18 protein-coding genes are annotated in these 20354 nt (G+C 72.3%); 9 read left to right on the top strand and 9 right to left on the bottom strand.

Annotation, left to right across the window (positions count from 1 at the left end):
- The first annotated feature begins 6 nt into the window (after positions 1-6).
- Positions 7-1164: a hypothetical protein gene (locus tag NYO98_RS17955; RefSeq protein WP_268113120.1), complete on the top strand. Its 1158-nt coding sequence runs from the start codon at positions 7-9 to the stop codon at positions 1162-1164.
- Between the two features lie 91 nt (positions 1165-1255).
- On the opposite strand, the gene rplI is transcribed toward NYO98_RS17955, so the two are convergent.
- The 4 genes from rplI to rpsF form a co-directional block, all read right to left on the bottom strand.
- Positions 1256-1702 (bottom strand): 50S ribosomal protein L9, encoded by a 447-nt coding sequence (gene rplI / locus NYO98_RS17950; RefSeq protein ID WP_268113119.1) that lies wholly within the window; start codon positions 1700-1702, stop codon positions 1256-1258.
- Positions 1703-1716: 14 nt separating this feature from the next.
- Positions 1717-1953 carry a 30S ribosomal protein S18 gene (rpsR, locus tag NYO98_RS17945; RefSeq protein ID WP_056603689.1) on the bottom strand — a complete coding sequence of 79 codons (237 nt, stop codon included), beginning with the start codon at positions 1951-1953 and terminating at the stop codon, positions 1717-1719.
- A gap of 198 nt (positions 1954-2151) precedes the next feature.
- Positions 2152-2760 (bottom strand): single-stranded DNA-binding protein, encoded by a 609-nt coding sequence (locus NYO98_RS17940; RefSeq protein WP_268113117.1) that lies wholly within the window; start codon positions 2758-2760, stop codon positions 2152-2154.
- Positions 2761-2872: 112 nt separating this feature from the next.
- Positions 2873-3163 carry a 30S ribosomal protein S6 gene (gene rpsF, locus NYO98_RS17935; RefSeq protein WP_268113116.1) on the bottom strand — a complete coding sequence of 97 codons (291 nt, stop codon included), beginning with the start codon at positions 3161-3163 and terminating at the stop codon, positions 2873-2875.
- A 213-nt stretch (positions 3164-3376) separates the two neighbouring features.
- Here rpsF and NYO98_RS17930 point away from each other — a divergent pair, with 213 nt between their 5' ends.
- Together NYO98_RS17930 and NYO98_RS17925 are read left to right on the top strand one after the other, a co-directional pair.
- Positions 3377-4336: a serine/threonine-protein kinase gene (locus tag NYO98_RS17930; protein WP_268113115.1), complete on the top strand. Its 960-nt coding sequence runs from the start codon at positions 3377-3379 to the stop codon at positions 4334-4336.
- Positions 4333-5145 carry a deoxyribonuclease IV gene (locus NYO98_RS17925; RefSeq protein ID WP_268113114.1) on the top strand — a complete coding sequence of 271 codons (813 nt, stop codon included), beginning with the start codon at positions 4333-4335 and terminating at the stop codon, positions 5143-5145. Before NYO98_RS17930 ends, NYO98_RS17925 begins: the two co-directional genes overlap by 4 nt.
- Here NYO98_RS17925 and NYO98_RS17920 read toward each other — a convergent pair whose 3' ends face one another.
- Positions 5146-5811, bottom strand: a complete 666-nt coding sequence (locus tag NYO98_RS17920) for a class F sortase (RefSeq protein ID WP_268113113.1) — start codon at positions 5809-5811, stop codon at positions 5146-5148.
- Positions 5804-6796 (bottom strand): hypothetical protein, encoded by a 993-nt coding sequence (locus NYO98_RS17915; protein ID WP_268113112.1) that lies wholly within the window; start codon positions 6794-6796, stop codon positions 5804-5806. Before NYO98_RS17915 ends, NYO98_RS17920 begins: the two co-directional genes overlap by 8 nt.
- 361 nt (positions 6797-7157) lie before the next feature.
- Between NYO98_RS17915 and NYO98_RS17910 the strand changes: the two genes are divergently transcribed.
- Both NYO98_RS17910 and NYO98_RS17905 read left to right on the top strand, forming a co-directional pair.
- Complete coding sequence (locus NYO98_RS17910) at positions 7158-8294, top strand: lipid II:glycine glycyltransferase FemX (protein ID WP_268113111.1); 1137 nt, start codon at positions 7158-7160, stop codon at positions 8292-8294.
- 55 nt (positions 8295-8349) lie between these two features.
- Complete coding sequence (locus NYO98_RS17905) at positions 8350-9429, top strand: alanine racemase (RefSeq protein ID WP_268113110.1); 1080 nt, start codon at positions 8350-8352, stop codon at positions 9427-9429.
- Here NYO98_RS17905 and NYO98_RS17900 read toward each other — a convergent pair.
- A complete protein-coding gene (locus NYO98_RS17900; protein WP_268113109.1) occupies positions 9340-10626 on the bottom strand; it encodes a hypothetical protein in 1287 nt (428 codons plus the stop codon). The genes NYO98_RS17905 and NYO98_RS17900 overlap by 90 nt on opposite strands.
- 8 nt (positions 10627-10634) lie before the next feature.
- A complete protein-coding gene (locus NYO98_RS17895) occupies positions 10635-12986 on the bottom strand; it encodes a transglycosylase domain-containing protein (RefSeq protein WP_268113108.1) in 2352 nt (783 codons plus the stop codon).
- A 74-nt stretch (positions 12987-13060) separates the two neighbouring features.
- Here NYO98_RS17895 and NYO98_RS17890 point away from each other — a divergent pair, with 74 nt between their 5' ends.
- On the top strand, positions 13061-13657 hold the full coding sequence (locus NYO98_RS17890; protein WP_268113107.1) for a PadR family transcriptional regulator: 597 nt from the start codon (positions 13061-13063) through the stop codon (positions 13655-13657).
- A gap of 52 nt (positions 13658-13709) precedes the next feature.
- Entirely contained in the window at positions 13710-14792 is a 1083-nt protein-coding gene (locus NYO98_RS17885; protein WP_268113106.1) for an inositol-3-phosphate synthase, read from the top strand.
- 133 nt (positions 14793-14925) lie between these two features.
- Here the strand turns inward: NYO98_RS17885 and NYO98_RS17880 are convergent, their stop codons facing one another.
- A complete protein-coding gene (locus tag NYO98_RS17880; RefSeq protein WP_268113105.1) occupies positions 14926-16380 on the bottom strand; it encodes a CCA tRNA nucleotidyltransferase in 1455 nt (484 codons plus the stop codon).
- A gap of 53 nt (positions 16381-16433) precedes the next feature.
- On the opposite strand from NYO98_RS17880, the gene NYO98_RS17875 reads away from it, so the two are divergent.
- Positions 16434-18713 (top strand): DUF6049 family protein, encoded by a 2280-nt coding sequence (locus NYO98_RS17875; RefSeq protein ID WP_268113104.1) that lies wholly within the window; start codon positions 16434-16436, stop codon positions 18711-18713.
- The gene (gene murJ / locus NYO98_RS17870; RefSeq protein ID WP_268113103.1) at positions 18710-20347 is read left to right on the top strand and encodes a murein biosynthesis integral membrane protein MurJ; all 1638 of its coding nucleotides are present in this window, start codon (positions 18710-18712) and stop codon (positions 20345-20347) included. Before NYO98_RS17875 ends, murJ begins: the two co-directional genes overlap by 4 nt.
- Positions 20348-20354: the final 7 nt, after the last annotated feature.

Below are 20354 nucleotides of genomic sequence, written 5' to 3'. Positions count from 1 at the left end.
GGACCCATGCTTCGACACCGCACCGCGAGCCGGGTGGCCGTGCTCGGACTGCTCGGCGGCGCGCTGGTGCCGCTGGCCGCGGCGCCGGCGGGCGCGACCCCGGGCTGCGTCGACGAGACCGCGCCGAGCGTCCTGCAGAACGGCTGCGACGACAGCACCTCGCCCGAGACCACGCTGACGGCCTCGACCGCACCCAACGGCGCCGGGCTGGTGACCGTGTCCTCGATGACCTTCACCCTCGGCTGGCAGGTCTCCGACGGCGACCAGGGTCCCTTCGGTCTCGAGTGCCGGCTGACCGGCGGGCCGCAGGCCCACGACTGGCGCGCCTGCACCAGCCCGGTGACGTACGCCGACCTGCCGGACGCCGCGGCCGGCACCTACGTCCTCGAGGCCCGCGCCGTCGACCTCGGCGACCGCGCCCGTACCCCCGACACGGCTCCGCTGCTCCCGCCCACGGTGGAGGACACCCCCGACGAGGACCCCACCCCGGCCACGTTCACCTGGGGCCAGGACACCCGAGCCCCCTTCGTCTTCGTCACCGGGACGTCGTACGACGAGATCACCCCGACGCAGCCGGTCGTCACCGGGGCGGGCGTGCCGATCCGGCTCAACAGCAGCGAGGCCGGTTCGCGGTTCGAGTGCACTGACAACGACCGACCCGTCCCCTGCACCGGCGGCCGCTGGGAGCTCCCCGACCCTGCCGCCGGGCGGCACCGCTTCTCCGCACGCACCCTCGACGCCGCCGGCAACGCCAGCGCCTGGTCGGAGCCCATCGAGTTCTTCGTGCCGCGCAACCTCACCCGCCAGCGGGGCTGGGCCAGGGTGACCGGTCCCGGCTACGTCCGCGGCGACGCGATCAGGGCCTCGCGCCGCGGCGCGCGGCTCGTGCTGCCGCGCACCACGGTCGGCGAGCTCCGGCTGCTCGCCGCCACCGGCCGCGGCCACGGCAAGGTGCGGGTGCGGGTGGGCAAGCGAGACTGGCACGTCGTCGACCTCGCCGGCCCGAAGGCACCGATGACGCAGCACGTCGTCATCGACCGCTACTCCGGCATCCGCACCGGGCGCATCGTCATCGAGACGCTCAGTGCCAGGCCGGTCGTCCTCGACGCGGTCGTCGCACGCCCGAACCGGTTCCCCGCCGCGACCCGTGGAAGCGGGCGCTGACCACCGCCGCTGCGAGGGGACGACCCAGCGGATGCAGCACGGCCCGCCACCCCTGAGGGGCGGCGGGCCGTGGTGTCGTACGTCGGTCGCGTCAGGCGGGGACGACGTTGAGGGCCACCGTGGCGGACACCTCGTCGTGCAGCTTGACGGCCACCTCGTGGGCGCCGAGCGACTTGATCGGGTTGACCACCACGATGGTGCGGCGGTCGACCTTCTCGCCGGAGACGGCGGTGATCGCGTCGGCGATCTCGGTGGTGGTGACGGCGCCGAACAGACGGCCGCCCTCACCGGCGCGGACCTTCACGTTGACCGCGCTGGCCTCGAGCTTGGCCTTGACGTCCTTGGCGTGGTCCTCGTCGCGCACCGCGCGGGCGGTGCGGGCGGCCTTGATCGACTCGATGGTCTTCTCGCCGCCACGGGTCCAGCGGATGCCGAGGCCACGGGGGACGAGGTAGTTGCGGCCGTAGCCGTCCTTGACCTCGACCACGTCACCGGGGGCGCCGAGGCCGTCGACCTCCTGGGTCAGGATGAGCTTCATGTCCCGTGCTCCTCTCAGCGACCGGTGGACGTGTAGGGCAGCAGGGCCAGCTCGCGCGCGTTCTTGACGGCGATGGCCACGTCACGCTGGTGCTGGACGCAGTTGCCGGTCACGCGGCGGGCGCGGATCTTGCCGCGGTCGGAGATGAACTTGCGGAGCAGGGTGGTGTCCTTGTAGTCGACACCGGTCGCCTTCTCCTTGCAGAACTGGCAAACCTTCTTCTTGGGCTTGCGCAGAATTGCCTTGGCCATTGTGGTGCTCCCTTTCAGTGAGCCCGGCCCTGAAGGCAATCAGGGACGGAATGGAATTTCGGAATGTCTTGCTTGAGCTGCCGGATCGTGGTCGAGGGGTCTCGACACGCCCTGGTCACGGCTTCGCGAGCTCAGCCGTGGGGCTGCTCGACCTGGCGACCTGTCACTGCCTCGCTCCGCTCGGCAGTGGGTCGCTCATCAGAACGGGGGCTCGTCGTTGCCGCCGTTGACCCCGGGCGTGGCCCACGGGTCGTTGGGCGCAGCGGACTGACCGCCACCCTGCTGGCCCTGGGACTGTCCGCCCCAGGCGCCGCCACCCTGCTGCGAGGGCGCCGGGCTGGCCCACGGGTCGTCGGCCGGAGCGGACTGCTGCCCGCCACCGCCACCACCCGAGTAGCCGCCACCGGCACCGCCGCCGGAGTAGCCGCCACCGCCGCCCTGTCGCGTCGTCTTGGTGACCTTGGCCGATGCGCTGCGCAACGACGGGCCGACCTCCTCGACGTCGATCTCGAAGACGGTGCGCTTCTCACCCTCGCGGGTCTCGTACTGGCGGGACTTCAGGCGACCCTGGACGATCACGCGCATGCCCCGCTGGAGGGACTCGGCGACGTTCTCCGCGGCCTGGCGCCAGACAGCGCAGGAGAGGAACAGCGTGTCGCCGTCCTTCCACTCGTTGCTCTGGCGGTCGAAGGTGCGCGGCGTCGACGCGATCCGGAAGTTGGCGACGGGGGCCCCCGAGGGGGTGAACCGCAGCTCCGGGTCGTCGACGAGGTTGCCGATGACGGTGATCGTGGTCTCGCCTGCCATGTCAGGTCTCCTCAGAATGTCCTGCTGATCCGGGTGCTCCCGGTGATGCGCCCATCAAACAGGCACTCACCGACAGCGGGAAGGGTGTTTCCACAGACGCCCGGAAGGGCGATCAGTGGGCGTCGGGACGCATGACCTTCGTGCGCAGGATCGACTCGTTCAGCGTGAGCTGGCGGTCGAACTCCTTGACCGTCGCGGGCTCGGCCGTCAGCGTGACGACGGCGTAGATGCCCTCGGCGTTCTTCTTGATCTCGTACGCCATCCGGCGACGACCCCACACGTCGACGGACTCGACCGAGCCGCCGTCCTTGCGGATCACGTTGAGGTACTTGTCGAGCGACGGCTCGATGGTGCGCTCGTCGAGACTCGGGTCGAGGATGACCATCACTTCATAGGCACGCATAGCGGTCTCCACCTCCTCTGGGCTAGAGCGGCCACGGGCTCTCCGTGGCAGGAGGACTGTGCGTTCGCGGCGGGGGTACGACGTGGGTCGTGCGCCGCGGTCGCCCGAAGGCAACCGCAGAAGATTATCAGCGGCGGCCCCGGCGGCTGGAATCGTCGTGGTCCACCTGTGGAGGAGCGTCCCGCGACCGCTCGCCCGGTCTAGCGTCGAGGGGTGCCGGCGACCCCTCCCTCGCGCACCACGCGCCCCGCGCCCCGGACCGCCACGGTGGTGGCGGGTCGCTACCGGCTGCTCGACCAGGTGGGGTCCGGAGGGATGGGCTCGGTGTGGCGCGCGCACGACCTGCGCACCGGGCAGGACGTCGCGCTGAAGGTGCTCGGTCGCCACGGCTCGGCGCTGCTGGCCCGGTTCGTGCGCGAGCAGGCCGTCCGGGTGCGGCACCCGCACGTGGTGGCGCCGCACGGCTGGGCCGCCGAGGACGACCTGGTCGTGCTCGCCATGGAGCTCGTCGCCGGCGGCTCGGTGGCCGACCTGCTCCGCGAGCACGGTCCGCTCGACCCCGGCACGTGCGCCCTGCTCGTCGAGCAGCTGCTGCTCGGCCTGGCGGCCGTCCACGGGGCCGGGCTCGTGCACCGCGACGTCAAGCCGGCCAACCTGCTCCTCGAGGCGACCGGCGACGGCCCGCCACACCTCCGGCTCGGCGACTTCGGCGTCGCCGCCCCGGTCGCCGACCGCCGCTTCACCACGGTGCCCGGCGCGATCGGCACCGACGGCTACATGGCTCCCGAGCAGGCGCGTGGTGCGCCGCCGGAGCCGACCCAGGACCTCTACGCGGTCGGTCGCGTCGCGCTCGAGCTCGTCACCGGTGAGCCACCCGCGCGGCAGGGCGCCGTCCCGTCCCACCCGCTGCGGCCGCTCGTCGAGCGGCTGCTCGTCGACGACCCCGAGCAGCGCATCGCGACCGCCGAGGCGGCGCTGCGCCTGCTCCGACGACTGCCGGTGCCGCCCCCGGCTGGGCCACCGGTGCCCGACCGGATCGGACCACGACCACGTGGGCGCCGTACGTCGGTGGGTGTCGGCACGGCCGTCGACTGGCTCGGCTGGGCCGCGGTCGCCGGGCTGGTCGGCGTGGTCGCCGGGTGTCTGTGGGTGCTCCTAGGCTGGTCGGCATGAGCACCTCCCCCGCCACGTCCCTCTCGATCGGCGCCCACGTCGAGCAGACCGACCCGATCGCCGAGGCGCTCGCGCGTGGGACCACGCTCGTGCAGTTCTTCCTCGGTGACCCGCAGGGCTACAAGGGGCCGGAGGTCCGCTTCGCCGGTGGCGCGGAGGCTCTGCGCGCGGCGGCCGATGAGGCCGGCGTCGACCTCTACGTCCACGCCCCCTACGTGGTCAACGTCGCCACGACCAACAACCGCATCCGGATCCCGAGCCGCAAGCTGCTCCAGCAGCACATGGACGCGGCCGCCGAGATCGGCGCGAAGGGCCTGATCGTGCACGGCGGTCACGTCAACAAGAGCGACGACCCGGCTGTCGGGTTCGACAACTGGCGCAAGGCCGTCGAGGCCACCGACATCAAGGTCCCGCTGCTCATCGAGAACACCGCCGGCGGCGACAACGCGATGGCCCGCCACCTCGACCGCATCGCCGGCGTCTGGGACGCGATCTCCACGGCCGAGGGATCCGATGACGTCGGCTTCTGCCTCGACACGTGCCACGCCTGGGCGGGTGGCATCGAGCTCGGCGACGCGGTGGAGAAGGTGCGCGGCATCACCGGCCGCATCAACCTCGTCCACGCCAACGACTCGCGCGACACCTTCGGCTCGGGCGCCGACCGGCACACCAACTTCGGGCAGGGCCACCTGCCGCCCGACGAGTTCGCCGGCGTCGTGCGCGAGGCGGGAGCGCCCGTCATCTGCGAGACTCCGGGTGGTGCGAGCGAGCACCGGGCCGACTTCGCCTGGCTGCGCGAGCACCTCTGATCAGTCGACCGGCTGCGCCGTGACCACCACGTTGCTCTGGTAGGCGGTGCCGTCCCAGTCCTCGCACGTGACGAGGACCAGGCGCGGCGCCCCGGCCCGGCCGAAGACGTCGACCCTCCGCCGTGCCAGCTCGTCGCGGCTCAGCACCTCGACCGACCCGACCCGGTAGGCGAGCTCGTCGCCTCCCGAGCGCACCCGCACCCGGTCGCCGGGGGCCAGGGTCTCGAGGTCGTCGAAGGCCCCGCCGCCGGTGTGCACGGTGTGCCCCGTGACGACGGCGGCACCCTGCGACGCGCCGGGTCGGGCGCCCCCGGACCACCAGCCGACCTGCTGCGGGTCCGACGGTGGCGTCAGCGCGCCGTCCTCGGTGCTGATCGGCACCACCGGCGCCTCCACCCCGAGCGCGGGCACGACGAGCACCTCGGGTCGTACGCCGGGCGCGCGCGACGCCGCCGCGGTCGAGCTGGGCGATGGTGTGGGCGACGACGTCGCGGACGGTCCGGCCACCCGGATCGCCGGTGGGGGCACGGCCTGTGCCCCCGGGTCCGGCGACGGTGCCGACGCCTGGAGCCCGCCGCCCGCCAGGAACAGCCCACTCACGACCAGCGCGGGTGCGGCTGCTCCCAGCAGGAGCGTCGTCAGGCGACGACGGCGGGGATCACGCACGGATGCGGTGCCACCCCAGTCGGGCAGCCGCCCCGCCGATCAGCACCATCAGCAGGCCGAGCATGACCTGCACCGGGCTGGGGCCGACCGGGGTCGACCCGTCGGCTCCCGCGTTGACCGCGGTCGGAAGCTGCTGCTGCGGAGCCGAGGACGTCGGGCCGGTCCCGCCCTGGCTGGCGCCGGGGCCCGAACCGTTGGGACCGTTGGAGGCCTGGACCCCCAGCACCTCGGGCGACTCGGAGTCCTCGCCCTGCTGCGGCTGCGTCGTCTGCCCGGTGGTCGGAGCGGTCGTCGGCGGGCTCGTCGGCGGGCTCGTCGGCGGGCTCGTCGGCGGGCTCGTGGGCGGGCTCGTGGGCGGGCTCGTGGGCGGGCTCGTGGGCGGGCTCGTGGGCGGGCTCGTGGGCGGGCTCGTGGGCGGGCTCGTGGGCGGGCTCGTCGGCGGGCTCGTCGGCGGAGTCGTCGGCGGAGTCGTCGGCGGAGTCGTGGTGGGCGGCGGCGGGGTGCATCCCTCGACCCAGAAGACCTTGTGCTTCACGGTCGCGCCGTTGGACTCCGGGGTGTTGATGGTGAGCTTCACGTGGTAGCCCTGCTGCGGGTGCGGCGCACCCGTGAAGGACAGGGTGTAGGCCTGCGACCCGTCGAAGCCGTCGTTGCCCGCCCCGGCCCCGGGGTCGTTGTCGAGCTGGACGGTGGTGTCCCCCGCGACGGTCATGCCGACACCGGTGGTCGGTGCCTGCTCCTCGAAGAGGACCGTCGAGATCACGTTGGCGTCGAAGCCGTACCACTCCAGCTGGAAGGTGCAGCCGACGTGGGGGTTGTTCTCGGGGATGGTGTCGATGTCGCCGTACGGGGCGACCTTCACGGTGCCGTTGTTGCCCTGCGGCCCGGCCTGGGCGGCGAGCGGCGAGCCGGCGACGGCTCCGAGGCAGACGAGGGCAGCAAGCCCCAGTCGTGGTGCGAGGCGGTGGTGTTCGGTCGAGAGCATGCGGTGTCCCCCAAAAAAGGATCAGGTCGCGGCGCAGGTGCGCCGTCGTTGACGGGGAGCGGCGACACCGGTCTCCCACGGACCGCGCCGCCCCCCTACTCCTTCAACGCCGCCCGCGGCTCGGGTGGTACGGGCCGCTAGCACAATCAGGCCAACCTTGTCCCGGTCTTGACCGTCTCCTGACGGTCTTCGGGATACCTCCCCGAACCGCACACCCGGTCGGGTGGGAGGGAGACACGCACCGACATCTGCCGGTGGATCCAGGGAGCGGCGCAACCAATTGCGCCCCTCCCGCGTCTCTACCTGCGGAGGGACCAGACACGTACGGGGGTCGTGTCTGGTCCCTTGTAGCCTTGCCGGGGTGACGACCCCCCTGACGCTGCGACCGATCTCCGTCCAGCAGCACCGCGACCTGATCGCGAGCCGGTCGTCCGCGAGCTTCCTGCAGACCCCCGGCTGGGCGAGCGTGAAGGCCGAGTGGCGTGCGGAGTCCATCGGCTGGTTCCGCGGCACCGACCTCGTCGGAGCGGCCCTCGTCCTCTACCGCCAGCTGCCCAGGGTCCGGCGCTACCTCGCCTACCTGCCCGAGGGTCCCGTCATCGACTGGTCGGGCGACGACCTCGACGCGTGGCTGGCGCCGATGGTCGCGCACCTCAAGGAGCAGGGCGCCTTCGCCGTGCGGATGGGCCCGCCCGTGGTCACCCGCCGCTGGTCCGCCGAGCAGGTCAAGGCCGGCATCGCCGACGAGTCCGTGCGCCGGCTGGGCGACGTACCCCCGCTCGAGCGGACCCAGGACGGTGCCCGGGTGATCGCGCAGCTCCACGAGCTGGGGTGGCAGCAGCAGTCGGCCGAGGGCGGCTTCAGCGCGGGGCAGCCGCAGTTCAACTTCCAGGTCCCGCTCGTCGACGACGACGGACAGCCGCGCTCGGAGGCCGACGTCCTCGCCGGGATGAACCAGCTCTGGCGCCGCAACATCAAGAAGGCCGACAAGGCCGGCGTGGAGGTCACGCTCGGCGAGCGCACCGACCTCAAGGCCTTCCACGACCTCTACGTCCACACCGCCGAGCGCGACCACTTCACCCCGCGCGCGCTGTCCTACTTCGAGACGATGTACGACGCGCTCGCCGCCGAGGACCCCGGCCGCATCCAGGTGTGGCTCGCCCGCCACGAGGGCGACCTCGTCGCCGCGACCATCGGGATCCGCGTCGGCACCCACGCCTGGTACTCCTACGGCGCGTCCTCCACCGAGAAGCGCGAGGTCCGCGGCTCCAACGCCGTCCAGTGGGCGATGATGCGCCACGCCCTCGACGCCGGGGCCCACGTCTACGACCTGCGCGGCATCACCGAGACCCTCGACGCCGACGACTCCCACGTCGGGCTGATCCAGTTCAAGGTCGGCACGGGCGGCCAGGCCGTCGAGTACGCCGGTGAGTGGGACCTGCCGGTCAACCGGGCCATCTACAAGGCGTTCCAGCTCTACCTCTCGAGGCGGGCATGAGCGAGCACAGCGCCCCTCGTGCCTCGTGCGCGCACGGAGCGAAGCGAGTTCGCGCATGAGCCTGACCCTGAACGTGGACGGGGAGCGGTGGCGCTCGCACCTGCTCCGGACGGTCCGGGCGCACCCCGGGATCGTCCCGGTCGCCAAGGGCAACGGCTACGGCCTCTCGGTCGCGCGGCTCGCCCGGCGGGCGCAGTGGCTGGCCGACCACGCCGACGACACCGGCGCGGCGCTCGACACGATCGCGGTCGGCACCTACGACGAGGTGGGCGACGCCGCCAGCCGCTACGCGGGCGACCTCCTCGTGCTGACCCCGTGGCGCCCGTTCGGGGCGGCGCTCGACCTCGACGCCCGGCTCGCGTCGCGGGTGGTGCACACCGTCAGCCGCCCGGAGGACCTCGTCGACCTGCGGGAGCGCCACCCCGAGGCTCGGTTCGTGCTCGAGCAGCTGACCTCGATGCTCCGGCACGGGATGACGCGACGCGACCTCGCCGCGGCGGCAGCGACGCTCGGGTCCGGTCGCAGCGGCCTGCGCGGCGTGGCGATGCACCTCCCGCTCAACACCACCTCGCACCTCGGCGAGGTGAGCCGGCTGATCAACGACGTCGTGGCCTCGGGCCTGCCGACGCGCACCGTCTTCGTCTCCCACCTCACCGAGGCCGAGCTGGCCAGGCTCGCGACCACCTACCCCGACTTCACCGTCCGGCCCCGCATCGGCACCGACCTGTGGCTCGGGGACCGTGGCGCCCTGTCGGTGACCGCGACGGTCCTCGACGTGCACGAGGTCGAGCGCGGCGACACCTTCGGCTACCGCGGCCGGAGCGCCCCCAAGCACGGCCACATCGTCGTGGTCAGCGGCGGCACCGCCCACGGCATCGGCCTCGAGGCACCGACCGGGGACCAGTCGCTCAAGGCGCGCGCAGCGACCCTGGCCCGTGGTGGCCTCGACGCGGTCGGCTTCGTGCGCTCGCCGTTCTCGATCGACGGCAAGCAGCGGCTGTTCGCCGAGCCGCCCCACATGCAGGCGTCGATGCTCTTCGTCCCGTCAGGGGCGCGGGTCCCGTGCGTCGGCGAGGACATCGAGGTCCGGGTCCGTTTCACCGCGACCGACTTCGACCGGGTCTTCATCGCCTGAGGCGTCGGCGTCCCGCAGCACGGCGACAACTAGCCAGAGCAGCCCGACGACCCGCAGCGCGACCGCCAGCCAGTAGGCACGCGAGTCGTCGGCCACGGTCGGCACGAGGGCCTGCCCGACGTACCAGCCGGTGAGCACCCAGCTGACCAGGTGGAGCGCCTGCCACACCAGCAGGTCGCGCCAGCGGCGTACGGCGATCGCCGCGAGCGGCAGCACCAGCAGCGCGGTCTCGGGCGGGGCGGACGGCGCGACGACGAGCGCCGCGACCACGAGGATCAGGCCCGCGCGGGCGGCGGTGAGCGGCGTCGGCCGCCCGGCCCGTCGGACCAGCCACCACGCGGCACCCGCCGCCAGCGCGACGACGAGGACCTGGACGGTCGTGCGCGTGGCGGCCGATGCGCCGGCGCCCGTCCGGCCCAGCAGGAACCAGACCGACCCGATGTCCGGGGTCTCGGCGGTCGCGCGGCCGGGGAGCGTCACCACGACGTAGGCAGCGGCTGCGGCGAGCAACGCGTCGACGCGGTTCCGCCACCGACCGCCCACGGCGACCACGCCCAGGAAGGCGACGGCGACCGGAAGCGCGAACGCCGCTCCCACCCCGGCTCCGACGCCGGCGAGCCACGCGCGGCCCGAGGTCCAGCCCCACAGCAGCACCGCGACCCCCACGGCGGCCACCAGCTCCCACGACAGCCAGTGGACGAGGAGGACCGGCCCGAGTGCCCACCCGGCCGCCGCCCACGGCCGGCGCGCGTCGACGCGGACGAGCAGCGCCGTGGCCAGCAGGGCCAGGGCGGCGAGGACGACGGCCAGGACGGCCGTCGTCGCCACCGTGCCGGCGCCGGGCAGCCACTCGGCGACGCGCTGCGCCCACGTGGCGACCCGCGGGGGCGTCCCGGCGTCGACCGACGTCCCGGCCAGGTCGGTCCAGCACAGCTCGGTGAAGGGCTGGTCCCGATTGCCCCAGCCGGTCGGCACGCAGGCCGTCTTGCTGAGCATGCCGGCGGCGAGGGTCAGCGCGGTCGCACCGGCGAGGACGCGGGCGGGACCCCACCACGGGTGCCCGCCGGCGTGGTCGCCCAGCGGCCCGCCGACGACCTCCGACATCGCCGCGGCGACCGGGTCGGTGCGCGTGGGAGCCTCGCGGTGGCCGGGCACGACCGCGGGTGTGGGGTCGTCGGCGCGCGCGAGGCTGTCCACGGTGCTGCTCAGGGTCGGACGTCGGCCAGTGACGAGGGCAGCTGGGAGCGCCCGCTGGGCGGCGGGGTGGTCGGCGTCTCCGTCGGCGGGGGCGGCGGGGGCGGGGGCGGGGGCGTCGGCACGGGCGTCTCGGTCGGCACCGGCGTCTCGGTCGGCACCGGCGTCTCCGTCGGGGTCGGCGTCTCGGTCGGCGTCTCGGTGGGCGTCTCGGTCGGCGGACCGGCCGTCTCGGTGGGGGTGTTGGACGGCTGCGGCGCCTGCGAGGTCTGGGACGGGGACGGCGGCGGCGGGGGCGGCGTGTAGTCGTGGCCCTCCTCCGGCGCGTCGCCGTCGACGTAGACCGGCTCCGGGAAGTCCTCGACCTCCTTGCCCTCCATCACGCGGCCCATGATCGAGGTCCAGGTCTTGGCGGGGTAGTTGCCGCCGAAGTACCCGGACTTGCCGTCGGAGCTGGTGGGCAGCCAGAGGTCGGCCCCGTCGGGCCGCGGCTCGTCGAGCGACTCACGTCCCTTGCCGCGGACGTACATCACGGCCGTCGAGACCTGCGGGGTGTAGCCGACGAACCAGGACGACGACACGCCGCCGTCGTCGTTGGTGGCGGTGCCGGTCTTGCCGGCCGCCGGACGCTCGATGGCCAGGGCCTCGGTCCCGGAGCCGCTCGAGACCACCTGCTGCAGGGCGTAGCTGACGTCGGAGGTGATGTCGGTGTCGACCGTCTGCTTGCTGCGGTCCTTGGACTCGTAGAGGACCTCGCCGTCCTTGTCGACGACCTTCTGCACGACGTGGACCTCGTTGCGGGTGCCGCCGTTGGCCAGCGTGGCGTAGGCGTTGGCCATGTTGATCGGGCTCACCTGGGCGGTGCCGAGGGTCACGCCGACGTTCTCCTGCATGTCGCCGGACTTCCGCGGGATGCCCCACTTCGCACCGCCGCTGCCCGGGATGCCCATGTCCTCCGCGGCCTGGATGACCTTCTGCGGACCGTCGTCCATCGAGTCGACCATGTCCACGAACGCGGTGTTGATGGAGTTCTCGGTGGCGGTGATCATCGAGACGGCCGACCCGTAGTCGGTGTCGCCCTGGTTCTCGAACTCGGTGCCGGCGATGTCGATGGGGCTGTTGCCCTCGAAGGTGTCGTTGAGCGAGAAGCCGTCGCGGATCGCGGCGACGTCGGTGGCCGCCTTCATCGTCGAGCCCGCCATGCCGCCGGCGACGGCCCAGTTGATCTGCGACTCGAGGTAGTCCTGGCCGCCGTAGAAGCCGAGCAGGTCGCCCGTCTTCGTGTCGACCGTCGCGGCGCCGATGTGGAGGTCCTTGTTGCCGGCCGGACCGGGCATGCCGGCGTCGGGGCGCTGCTCCTCGACGGCCTCCTCGACGTCGCTCATCACCTGCGGGTCGAAGGTGGTGGTGATGCGCAGGCCACCGCCGTCGATCTCCTCCTCCGAGGCGATGCCCTTGGCGAGCAGCTCCTGCTTGACGAGCGCGAGCATGTGGCCGCGCTGGCCGCCGAACTGGCTCTGCGCCGCGATCTTGGGGAACTTCGGTAGCTTCTTCAGCGCCTTGTCGCGCTGCTCGGGGGTGATGGTCTCCATCTCGGCCATGCTGTCGAGCACGTAGGCGTAGCGACCCTTCAGGTCGTCCTTGGCGTCCTTGCCGTTGGCCGGGTCGTACTTCGAGGGGTTGTTGAGCACGGTGGCGAGCACCGCGGACTCGCGCAGGTTGAGGTCCTTGGCCGGGTGGTCGAAGTAGGCCTCGGAGGCAGCCTCGATGCCGTACGCGCCGCGACCGAAGTAGATGGTGTTGAGGTAGCCCTCGAGCACCTCTTCCTTGCTCAGCTCCTGCTGGATCTTCAGCGACACGACCGCCTCGCGGATCTTGCGCTTGTAGCTCTGCTCGCTGGTCAGGTAGAGGATCTTGACGTACTGCTGGGTGATCGTCGACGCACCTTGGCGCGCGTTGCCGCGGGCGTTGGAGAAGAGGGCGCGGAGGATGCCCTTGGGGTCGAGGCCCTTGTCGGTCCAGAAGGTCTGGTTCTCCGCGGCGACCACCGCGTCCTGCATGGTCTCGGGCATCTGGGCCAGCGGGATGGAGACCCGGTTCTGGTCCTCGTAGTAGGTGCCGAGCTGCTGCTCGCCGTCGCGGTAGTAGACGAAGGTGGTCTGTGCCTCGAAGTCCTCGTTGGGCTCCGGGATGCTGATCGCCTGGTAGAGGACGACGACGACCCCGCCGAGCACCAGCGCACCCACGACGGCGACGACCGCCAGGATCTTGGCGATGCTGGCCGCCCGCTGCTTGCCCGTGCGCCGCTTCACCGGCCGCCGGGTCTGGGCCTTGCCGTCGGCCCGCCGCTTCTTAGCACTCACGGGGGAACAGGTTACGGGGAGGGGTGCGACAACCCCGATTCGTCGTGGACGGATATATCAGTACGATAGGTCACATGGCACGCCGTGGAGACACCATCGAGCTCGCAGTCCTCGGGCTGCTGCACGAGGGACCCATGCACGGCTACGAGCTGCGCAAGCGGCTCAACCTGATGCTCGGATGGGGTCGGGTGCTGTCCTACGGCTCGCTCTACCCCGCCCTGAAGAAGATGCTGCGCGCCAACCTCATCACCGAGGTCAGCGCCACCACCACGCCGACGAGCCGCCGGCCGCGCATCGTCTACGAGGTCACGCCGGCCGGCAACGAGCAGTTCCAGCGCCTGATGTCGGAGGTCGGCCCCACCGCGTGGGAGGACGACAACTTCGACATCCGGTTCGCGTTCTTCTCCTCCACCGACATGGAGATCCGCCTGCGGGTCCTGGAGGGGCGCCGCTCGCGCCTCCAGGAGCGGCTGGCCCGGGTCCAGGCCGAGCTGGCCCGCACCCAGGCCGAGGTCGACCGCTACGCCGGGGAGCTCCAGCGCCACGGCGTCGAGTCGGTGGAGCGCGAGGTCCGCTGGCTCTCCGACCTCATCCGGGCCGAACGTGGCGACGAGCATGCCGGCGCTGCCGACCGGCCCGCCGACCGCACCGGCACCGAGCACCCGATCTGACCAGCACCACCGTCCAGCAGCGAGAAGACCCAGCACAGATAAGGAGAGCCCCATGGGTTCGGTACGAGTAGGGATCGTGGGAGTGGGCAACTGCGCCACGTCCCTCATCCAGGGCGTCGAGTACTACAAGGACGCGGACCCCGCAGGGACCGTCCCGGGGCTCATGCACGTCGTGTTCGGTGACTACCACGTCAAGGACGTGGAGTTCGTGGTCGCCTTCGACGTCGACGACAAGAAGGTCGGCAAGGACCTGTCGGAGGCCATCAACGCATCCGAGAACAACACCATCAAGATCACCGACGTCCCGACCCTGGGCGTCGAGGTCAAGCGGGGCCCGACGCTCGACGGCCTCGGCAAGTACTACCGCCAGACGATCGAGGAGTCGGCGGCCGAGCCGGTCGACGTCGTCCAGGCGCTCAAGGACGCCGAGGTCGACGTCCTCGTGTCCTACCTCCCGGTGGGCTCGGAGGAGGCCGACAAGTTCTACGCCCAGTGCGCGATCGACGCCGGCGTGGCCTTCGTCAACGCCCTCCCCGTCTTCATCGCCTCCGACCCCGAGTGGGCCAAGAAGTTCGAGGACGCCGGCGTCCCGATCGTCGGTGACGACATCAAGAGCCAGGTCGGCGCCACCATCACCCACCGCGTGATGGCCAAGCTGTTCGAGGACCGCGGCGTCGCGCTGGACCGCACCTACCAGCTCAACGTCGGCGGCAACATGGACTTCAAGAACATGCTCGAGCGTGAGCGCCTGGAGTCCAAGAAGGTCTCCAAGACCCAGGCCGTGACGTCCAACCTCACGGGCGAGCTCGCCGACAAGATCGACAGCAAGAATGTCCACATCGGTCCCTCCGACTACGTGGCGTGGCTCGACGACCGCAAGTGGGCCTACGTCCGCCTCGAGGGTCGTGCCTTCGGCGACGCCCCGCTCAACCTGGAGTACAAGCTCGAGGTCTGGGACTCCCCCAACTCGGCCGGCATCATCATCGACGCGGTCCGCGCGGCGAAGATCGCCAAGGACCGAGGCATCGGCGGCCCGATCCTCCCGGCCTCGGCCTACCTGATGAAGTCCCCGCCGGTGCAGATGGCCGACGAGATCGGTCGCGCCGAGCTCGAGAAGTTCATCAAGGGCGAGTGACGTAAGGCGGCGCCCGCCCGCCGAGCGCCGACACCGCACGCACGACCACGAACGGCCCCCGTCCACGACCGGACGGGGGCCGTTCGGCGTCAGGCCACCCACTGCCTGCACCGTGCCGGTCGCACCCGACGGGTCAGTCTCCGGAGCGGGCAGCCCACCATGCTCGGAGGGCGGCCTCGGCCTGCTCGGGGGTCTGCGGACCCTCGTCCATCCGGAGCTCGAGGAGGAAGGCGTAGGCCTGGCCGACCTCGCGGCCGGGGCCGATGTCGAGGACCTGCATGATCTGGTTGCCGTCGAGGTCGGGCCGGATGGCGGCCAGCTCCTCCTCCTCCGAGAGCCGGGCGATCCGCTCCTCGAGCGAGTCGTACGTCCGGCGCAGGCGGTCGGCCTTGCGCTGGTTGCGGGTGGTGCAGTCCGCGCGCGTGAGGATGTGCAGCCGCTCGAGCTGGTCGCCGGCGTCGCGGACGTAGCGGCGTACGGCGCTGTCGGTCCACTCCCCCGACCCGTAGCCGTGGAAGCGCAGGTGCAGCTCGACGAGCCGCGAGACGGCCTCGATGTCGTGGTTGGAGAACCGCAGCGCCTTCATCCGCTTGCGGGTCAGCTTGGCGCCGACGACGTCGTGGTGGTGGAAGGTCACGACGCCGCCGCTCTCGAAGCGCCGGGTCCTCGGCTTGCCGACGTCGTGCATGAGCGCCGCGAAGCGCGCGACGAAGTCGGGGCCGCCGCCCAGCCGGTGCTCGAGGTCGATCGACTGCTCGAGGACGGTGAGCGTGTGCTCGTAGACGTCCTTGTGGCGGTGGTGCTCGTCGCGCTCGAGGGCGAGGGCGGGCAGCTCGGGCAGGACGTACGACGCCAGGCCGGTCTCGACGAGCAGGGTGAGCCCCAGGCGCGGGTGGGGCGCGCACACCAGCTTGACGAGCTCGTCGCGGACCCGCTCGGCCGAGATGATCTCGATCCGCGCGGCCATCGCGGTCATCGCCGCGACGACCTCGGGGGCGACGGTGAACCCGAGCTGGGCGGAGAATCGGGCGGCGCGCATCATCCGCAGCGGGTCGTCGGAGAAGGAGTCCTCTGGGGCGCCGGGGGTGCGCAGCACCCGCTCGGCCAGGTCGATGATCCCGCCGAACGGGTCGACGAACTCACGGCCCGGCACCCGCACCGCCATCGAGTTCACGCTGAAGTCCCGGCGGCCCAGGTCGCCCTCGAGCGAGTCGCCGAAGTCGACGTCGGGCTTGCGCGAGGAGGGGTCGTAGCTCTCCGAGCGGTAGGTCGTGATCTCGACCTGCCACGGTCCCTTGCGGCAGCCGATCGTGCCGAAGTCGCGACCCATGTCCCACACGGCGTCCGCCCAGTCGGAGACCAGGCGCTCGGTGACGTCGGGGTGGGCGGACGTGGTGAAGTCGAGGTCGTTCTGCAGCCGGCCGATCATCGCGTCGCGGACCGGGCCGCCGACCAGCGCCAGCTCCTCGCCGGCGGCCGTGAACAGGGCGCCGAGCTCGTCGATGACCGACCCGATGCGGTCCAGCTCCTCGCCGACCCGGCGCTGGATCTCGACGATCGTGAGAGGTTGCAGTGCGGCGTCGGACACGACGAGCCAGTCTACGTGCCGGTCCGTTGGCGCCGAACAACTAGCATCGGTCCGTGCCCCGCCCGTCGTCGTTCCGTGCTGCCCTGGCGGGGCTCCTGACGGCTGGCGTCGCCTGCGCGGGCCTCGCGGCGCCCGGTGCGGCCGCCCCGACGCCGGCCCCCGCCAAGGAGGACGACCCGCTCCTCGTCCACATCGACACGATCAGCCCCGTCCTGCCGGAGACCGGTGAGGTGGAGATCGGCGGCACGGTCACCAACGTCAGCGACGAGACGTTCACGCGGGTCAACCTGCACGCCTTCTCCTCCGAGACACCCATCCGCGACCCGCTCACGCTCTCGCAGGCCGCCACGGTCGACCCCACCACCTTCGTCGGCGAGCGGGTGACCGTGCCGGGCACCTTCGACACGATCGACGAGCTGGCGCCGGGTGCGTCCGCCACGTTCGACGACTCCGTGCCCGTCGAGCTCCTGGCCACCTCGGGGGAGCCGGGCGTGTACTGGATCGGCATCCACGCGCTCGGCGACAGCTCGGTGCCGCGCGACCTGGTCGCCGACGGCCGCGCGCGCACCTTCATCCCGCGGGTGGCGTCCGGGGGCGCGCAGCCACGGGAGGCGTCGGTCATCCTCCCCATCCGCAGCCGCGTGTGGTTCGCCGACGACGGCTCCGTGGCCGGGACCGAGCGCTGGGCGCGCCGGCTCGCCGAGGGGGGCAGCCTCGACGGCGTGCTCGACATGGCCGACTCGGCCGGCTCGGCGCCGTACAGCTGGCTGGTCGACCCTGCCGTGCTCCACGCGTTGATCCGCCTCTCGCAGGGCAACCCCCCGCGCAACCTCAGCCCCGACCCCAACGTCCCCGGCCAGGAGCCCGCGCCGGTCGAGCCACCCGAGGGCGGCGAGGACGCGGAGGAGACGCCCACGCCGGCCGAGACGCTGACCCCGACGCAGCCGGCTGCCACGGACGCGCCGACGGAGGAGGAGGCCCAGCTGGCCGCCGCCGCGTCCGCGTGGCTGGAGCGCTTCAAGCTCCTCGTGGGCGCGACCCCGGTCCTGACGCTGCCCTACGGCGACATCGACGTCTCCGCGGCGATCCGCAACGACCGCCCCCGCTTCGACCAGGCGGTCGCGCGCGGCGCCGAGGTGATGGCCGCCCTGACGCTGCCCTCCCAGCCCACCGTCGCGCCCGAGAACGACGTGCTCAGCCCCGAGGCCATCACCGCGGTGCCGCAGGGCACGACGATCCTGCTGGGGGACACCGCCGCCTTCGCCATCCCGCCGACCAGCCCGACGTCGGTCGTCAAGCTGCTGGGGCACGAGATCGTCGTCACGAGCACCGGCGCGGAGTCGGGCGGGCCCGGCCCCACCGCCTCGAACGACCCGCTCGCCCTGCGGCAGCGGTTGCTCAGCGAGGCGGCCCTGCGCCTCGAGGCGGACGACACCGCGCCGCTGGTCGTCACGCTCCCCACGGTCTGGCGCGGCGAGGACGCGGCGTCGTTCTTCACCGACCTCGAGCAGTCCTGGCTCGACCTGGTCCCCTTCGGCGAGGTCGCGTCCCGCACCCCCAAGGGCGTCCCGGCCGCGAACCTGACCTACACCGAGGACGACATCGCTGAGGAGCTCGGTCCCGAGGCCTTCTCGGCCGTCAACCGGGCCGCCGAGGCCGCCACGCTGCTGGAGCAGGTGCTCATCCCGGTGACGACCATCGAGGCGCAGACGCGCGACGAGCTGCTGGTCACCCTCTCGGAGCAGCACCGCGAGCGACCCCGGCTGGGCGTCGCCGCGGCCGAACGGGTCGAGACGGCCCTGCGCGCCGACCTCGGCAGGATCGAGATCGAGGCGCCGCCCGCGGTCACCCTGTCCAGTGACTCCGGCCCGCTCGGCGTGACCCTCGTCAACGGCCTCGACCAGCCGGTGGAGGTGCGGGTGCAGGTGCGCACCGACGGCGAGCTGACGCTCAGCGGCGGCGGCGTACGCCGTCTCGGTCCCGGCGCGCGCAGCGTCGTGCGCTTCGAGGCCACCACCAGCCGGGCGGGCGTGCACAACGTCCGCCTCGCGGTGACCAGCCTCGACGGCGTGCCGCTCGGCTCCGCGGACTCGCTGCCGATCCGCGCCGCCCGGGTGAGTGCGCTCATCTGGATCGTCATGGTGCTGGGTGCGCTCGTGCTGTTCGGGATGATCGGCTACCGCTTGCCGGGCCAGATCAGGGCGCGGCGCGCCGAGCTCGCCGCCGCCGACCGCGAGCCCGAACCCGAGCCCGAACCCTCGCCCGAGCAGGACGGCGCCACGCCAGCCGTCCCCGAGCCCGCTCCCGGCACCCCGGTGGTGGACCGATCGTGACCGACCAGAAGGTCCTGGCCTCGTCGGCGGTGATGGCGGCGGGCACCGTCCTGTCGCGGGCGTCGGGCTACGTGCGCGCCGCGCTGCTGGTGGTCGCGCTCGGCTCCGGCCTGCGCGGCGACCTCTTCGCGATCGCGAACACGCTGCCCAACATGGTCTACATCCTGCTGGCCGGCGGCATCTTCAACGCGGTGCTGGTGCCGCAGCTGGTGCGGCGGATCAAGGAGGACCCCGACGGCGGCGACGCCTACGCCAGCCGGGTGATCACCCTGTCGGCGCTCTTCCTGGGCGCGGTGACGATCCTGCTCGTCGTCGCCGCACCGCTGCTGCTGCGCCTCTACCTCGACCAGCGCTACCTCGACCCCGACCGGGTCACCCAGCTCGAGTCGATCGTCACCCTGACCCGCTGGTGCTTGCCGCAGGTCTTCTTCTACGGCATGTACGTCCTGGTCGGGCAGGTGCTCAACGCCCGCGGCCGCTTCGGCCCGATGATGTGGGCGCCGATCGCCAACAACCTGCTGTCGATCCTGATGCTGGGCACCTACCTCGTCCTCTTCGGCCCGACCGGTGACGGCGCGGCCCGGTCGGAGGCGCTGAGCACCGGCCAGGAGGCGCTCCTCGGCCTCGGCTCGACGCTGGGGATCGTGGCGCAGTTCGTGGTGCTGCTGCCCTACCTGCGCGCCTCGGGCTTCGTCTACCGGCCCCGTTTCGACTTCCGCGACCCCGAGCTGCGCAAGACGCTGTCGCTGGGGATCTGGACCGTGCTCTTCGTCGTCGTCACGCAGGCGGCGTACCTCGTCGTGGTCAAGCTCGCCTCGGGCGGCACGGTCGACGGCGGCGACGGCACCGGCTACCTCGTCTACGCCAACAGCCTGCTGATCATGATGGTGCCGCACGCCATCGTCACCGTCTCCCTGGCGACCGCGATCCTGCCGCAGCTCTCGCTGTACGCCCACGAGGACCGCCTGCCCGAGCTGGGCCGCACCGTCGCCTCCACGCTCCGCACGGCGCTCGCCCTGGTGCTGCCGTTCGCGGTGCTGCTGCCGATCACGGCGGGAGACGTGGCCGGCTTCGCCTTCGGCTGGGACAACCCGGAGGAGGCGGCCGCCTTCGCCCCGACGCTGGCGGTCTTCGGACCCGCGCTGGTGTTCTTCACCGTCCACTACTTCATGCTCCGCGGCTTCTACGCCATGGAGATGACGCGTCTCGTCTTCTTCATCCAGGTCGTGGTGTCGGCCACCAACGTCGTCGTCGCGACCCTGCTGGTCCCGTCCCGGCCTCCGCAGGACACGGCCCCGATGCTCGTCGTGGCCTACTTGGCGTCGTACGCCGTGGGCGCGGTGGTGAGCTACGTCCTCCTGCGGCGCACGGTCGGCGGGCTCGAGACCCGGCAGCTGGTCCGGTTCCTCGTCCGGATGGCGATCGTGCTCGCCATGACCGCCGCCGTCGCCTGGGGGGTAGAGCGCGCGCTCGCCGGCCTGGGCGAGTACCCCGGCCCGTTCCCGTCGCTGCTGCGCGGCGGCCTGAGCGCGGCGGCCGGCATGCTCGTCGTCGTCGCCGGCGCCCGCCTCCTGCGGGTGCGGGAGGTCACGAGCCTGGTCGACACCGTCGCGGCGCGGCTGCGGCGCGGGTGAGACTCCT

Origin of the sequence: Nocardioides pini, from assembly GCF_026712185.1 — a bacterium.
Taxonomy (GTDB): domain Bacteria; phylum Actinomycetota; class Actinomycetes; order Propionibacteriales; family Nocardioidaceae; genus Nocardioides; species Nocardioides pini.
This window is presented reverse-complemented; position numbering and strand designations above follow the sequence as displayed.

Excerpts from the sequence above, each read along its gene's own strand:
- NYO98_RS17955 (WP_268113120.1), top strand. The coding sequence starts at position 7 with ATGCTTCGACACCGCACCGCGAGCCGGGTGGCCGTGCTCGGACTGCTC.
- rplI (WP_268113119.1), bottom strand. The coding sequence starts at position 1,702 with ATGAAGCTCATCCTGACCCAGGAGGTCGACGGCCTCGGCGCCCCCGGT.
- rpsR (WP_056603689.1), bottom strand. The coding sequence starts at position 1,953 with ATGGCCAAGGCAATTCTGCGCAAGCCCAAGAAGAAGGTTTGCCAGTTC.
- NYO98_RS17940 (WP_268113117.1), bottom strand. The coding sequence starts at position 2,760 with ATGGCAGGCGAGACCACGATCACCGTCATCGGCAACCTCGTCGACGAC.
- rpsF (WP_268113116.1), bottom strand. The coding sequence starts at position 3,163 with ATGCGTGCCTATGAAGTGATGGTCATCCTCGACCCGAGTCTCGACGAG.
- NYO98_RS17925 (WP_268113114.1), top strand. The coding sequence starts at position 4,333 with ATGAGCACCTCCCCCGCCACGTCCCTCTCGATCGGCGCCCACGTCGAG.
- NYO98_RS17915 (WP_268113112.1), bottom strand. The coding sequence starts at position 6,796 with ATGCTCTCGACCGAACACCACCGCCTCGCACCACGACTGGGGCTTGCT.
- NYO98_RS17905 (WP_268113110.1), top strand. The coding sequence starts at position 8,350 with ATGAGCCTGACCCTGAACGTGGACGGGGAGCGGTGGCGCTCGCACCTG.
- NYO98_RS17890 (WP_268113107.1), top strand. The coding sequence starts at position 13,061 with ATGGCACGCCGTGGAGACACCATCGAGCTCGCAGTCCTCGGGCTGCTG.
- NYO98_RS17885 (WP_268113106.1), top strand. The coding sequence starts at position 13,710 with ATGGGTTCGGTACGAGTAGGGATCGTGGGAGTGGGCAACTGCGCCACG.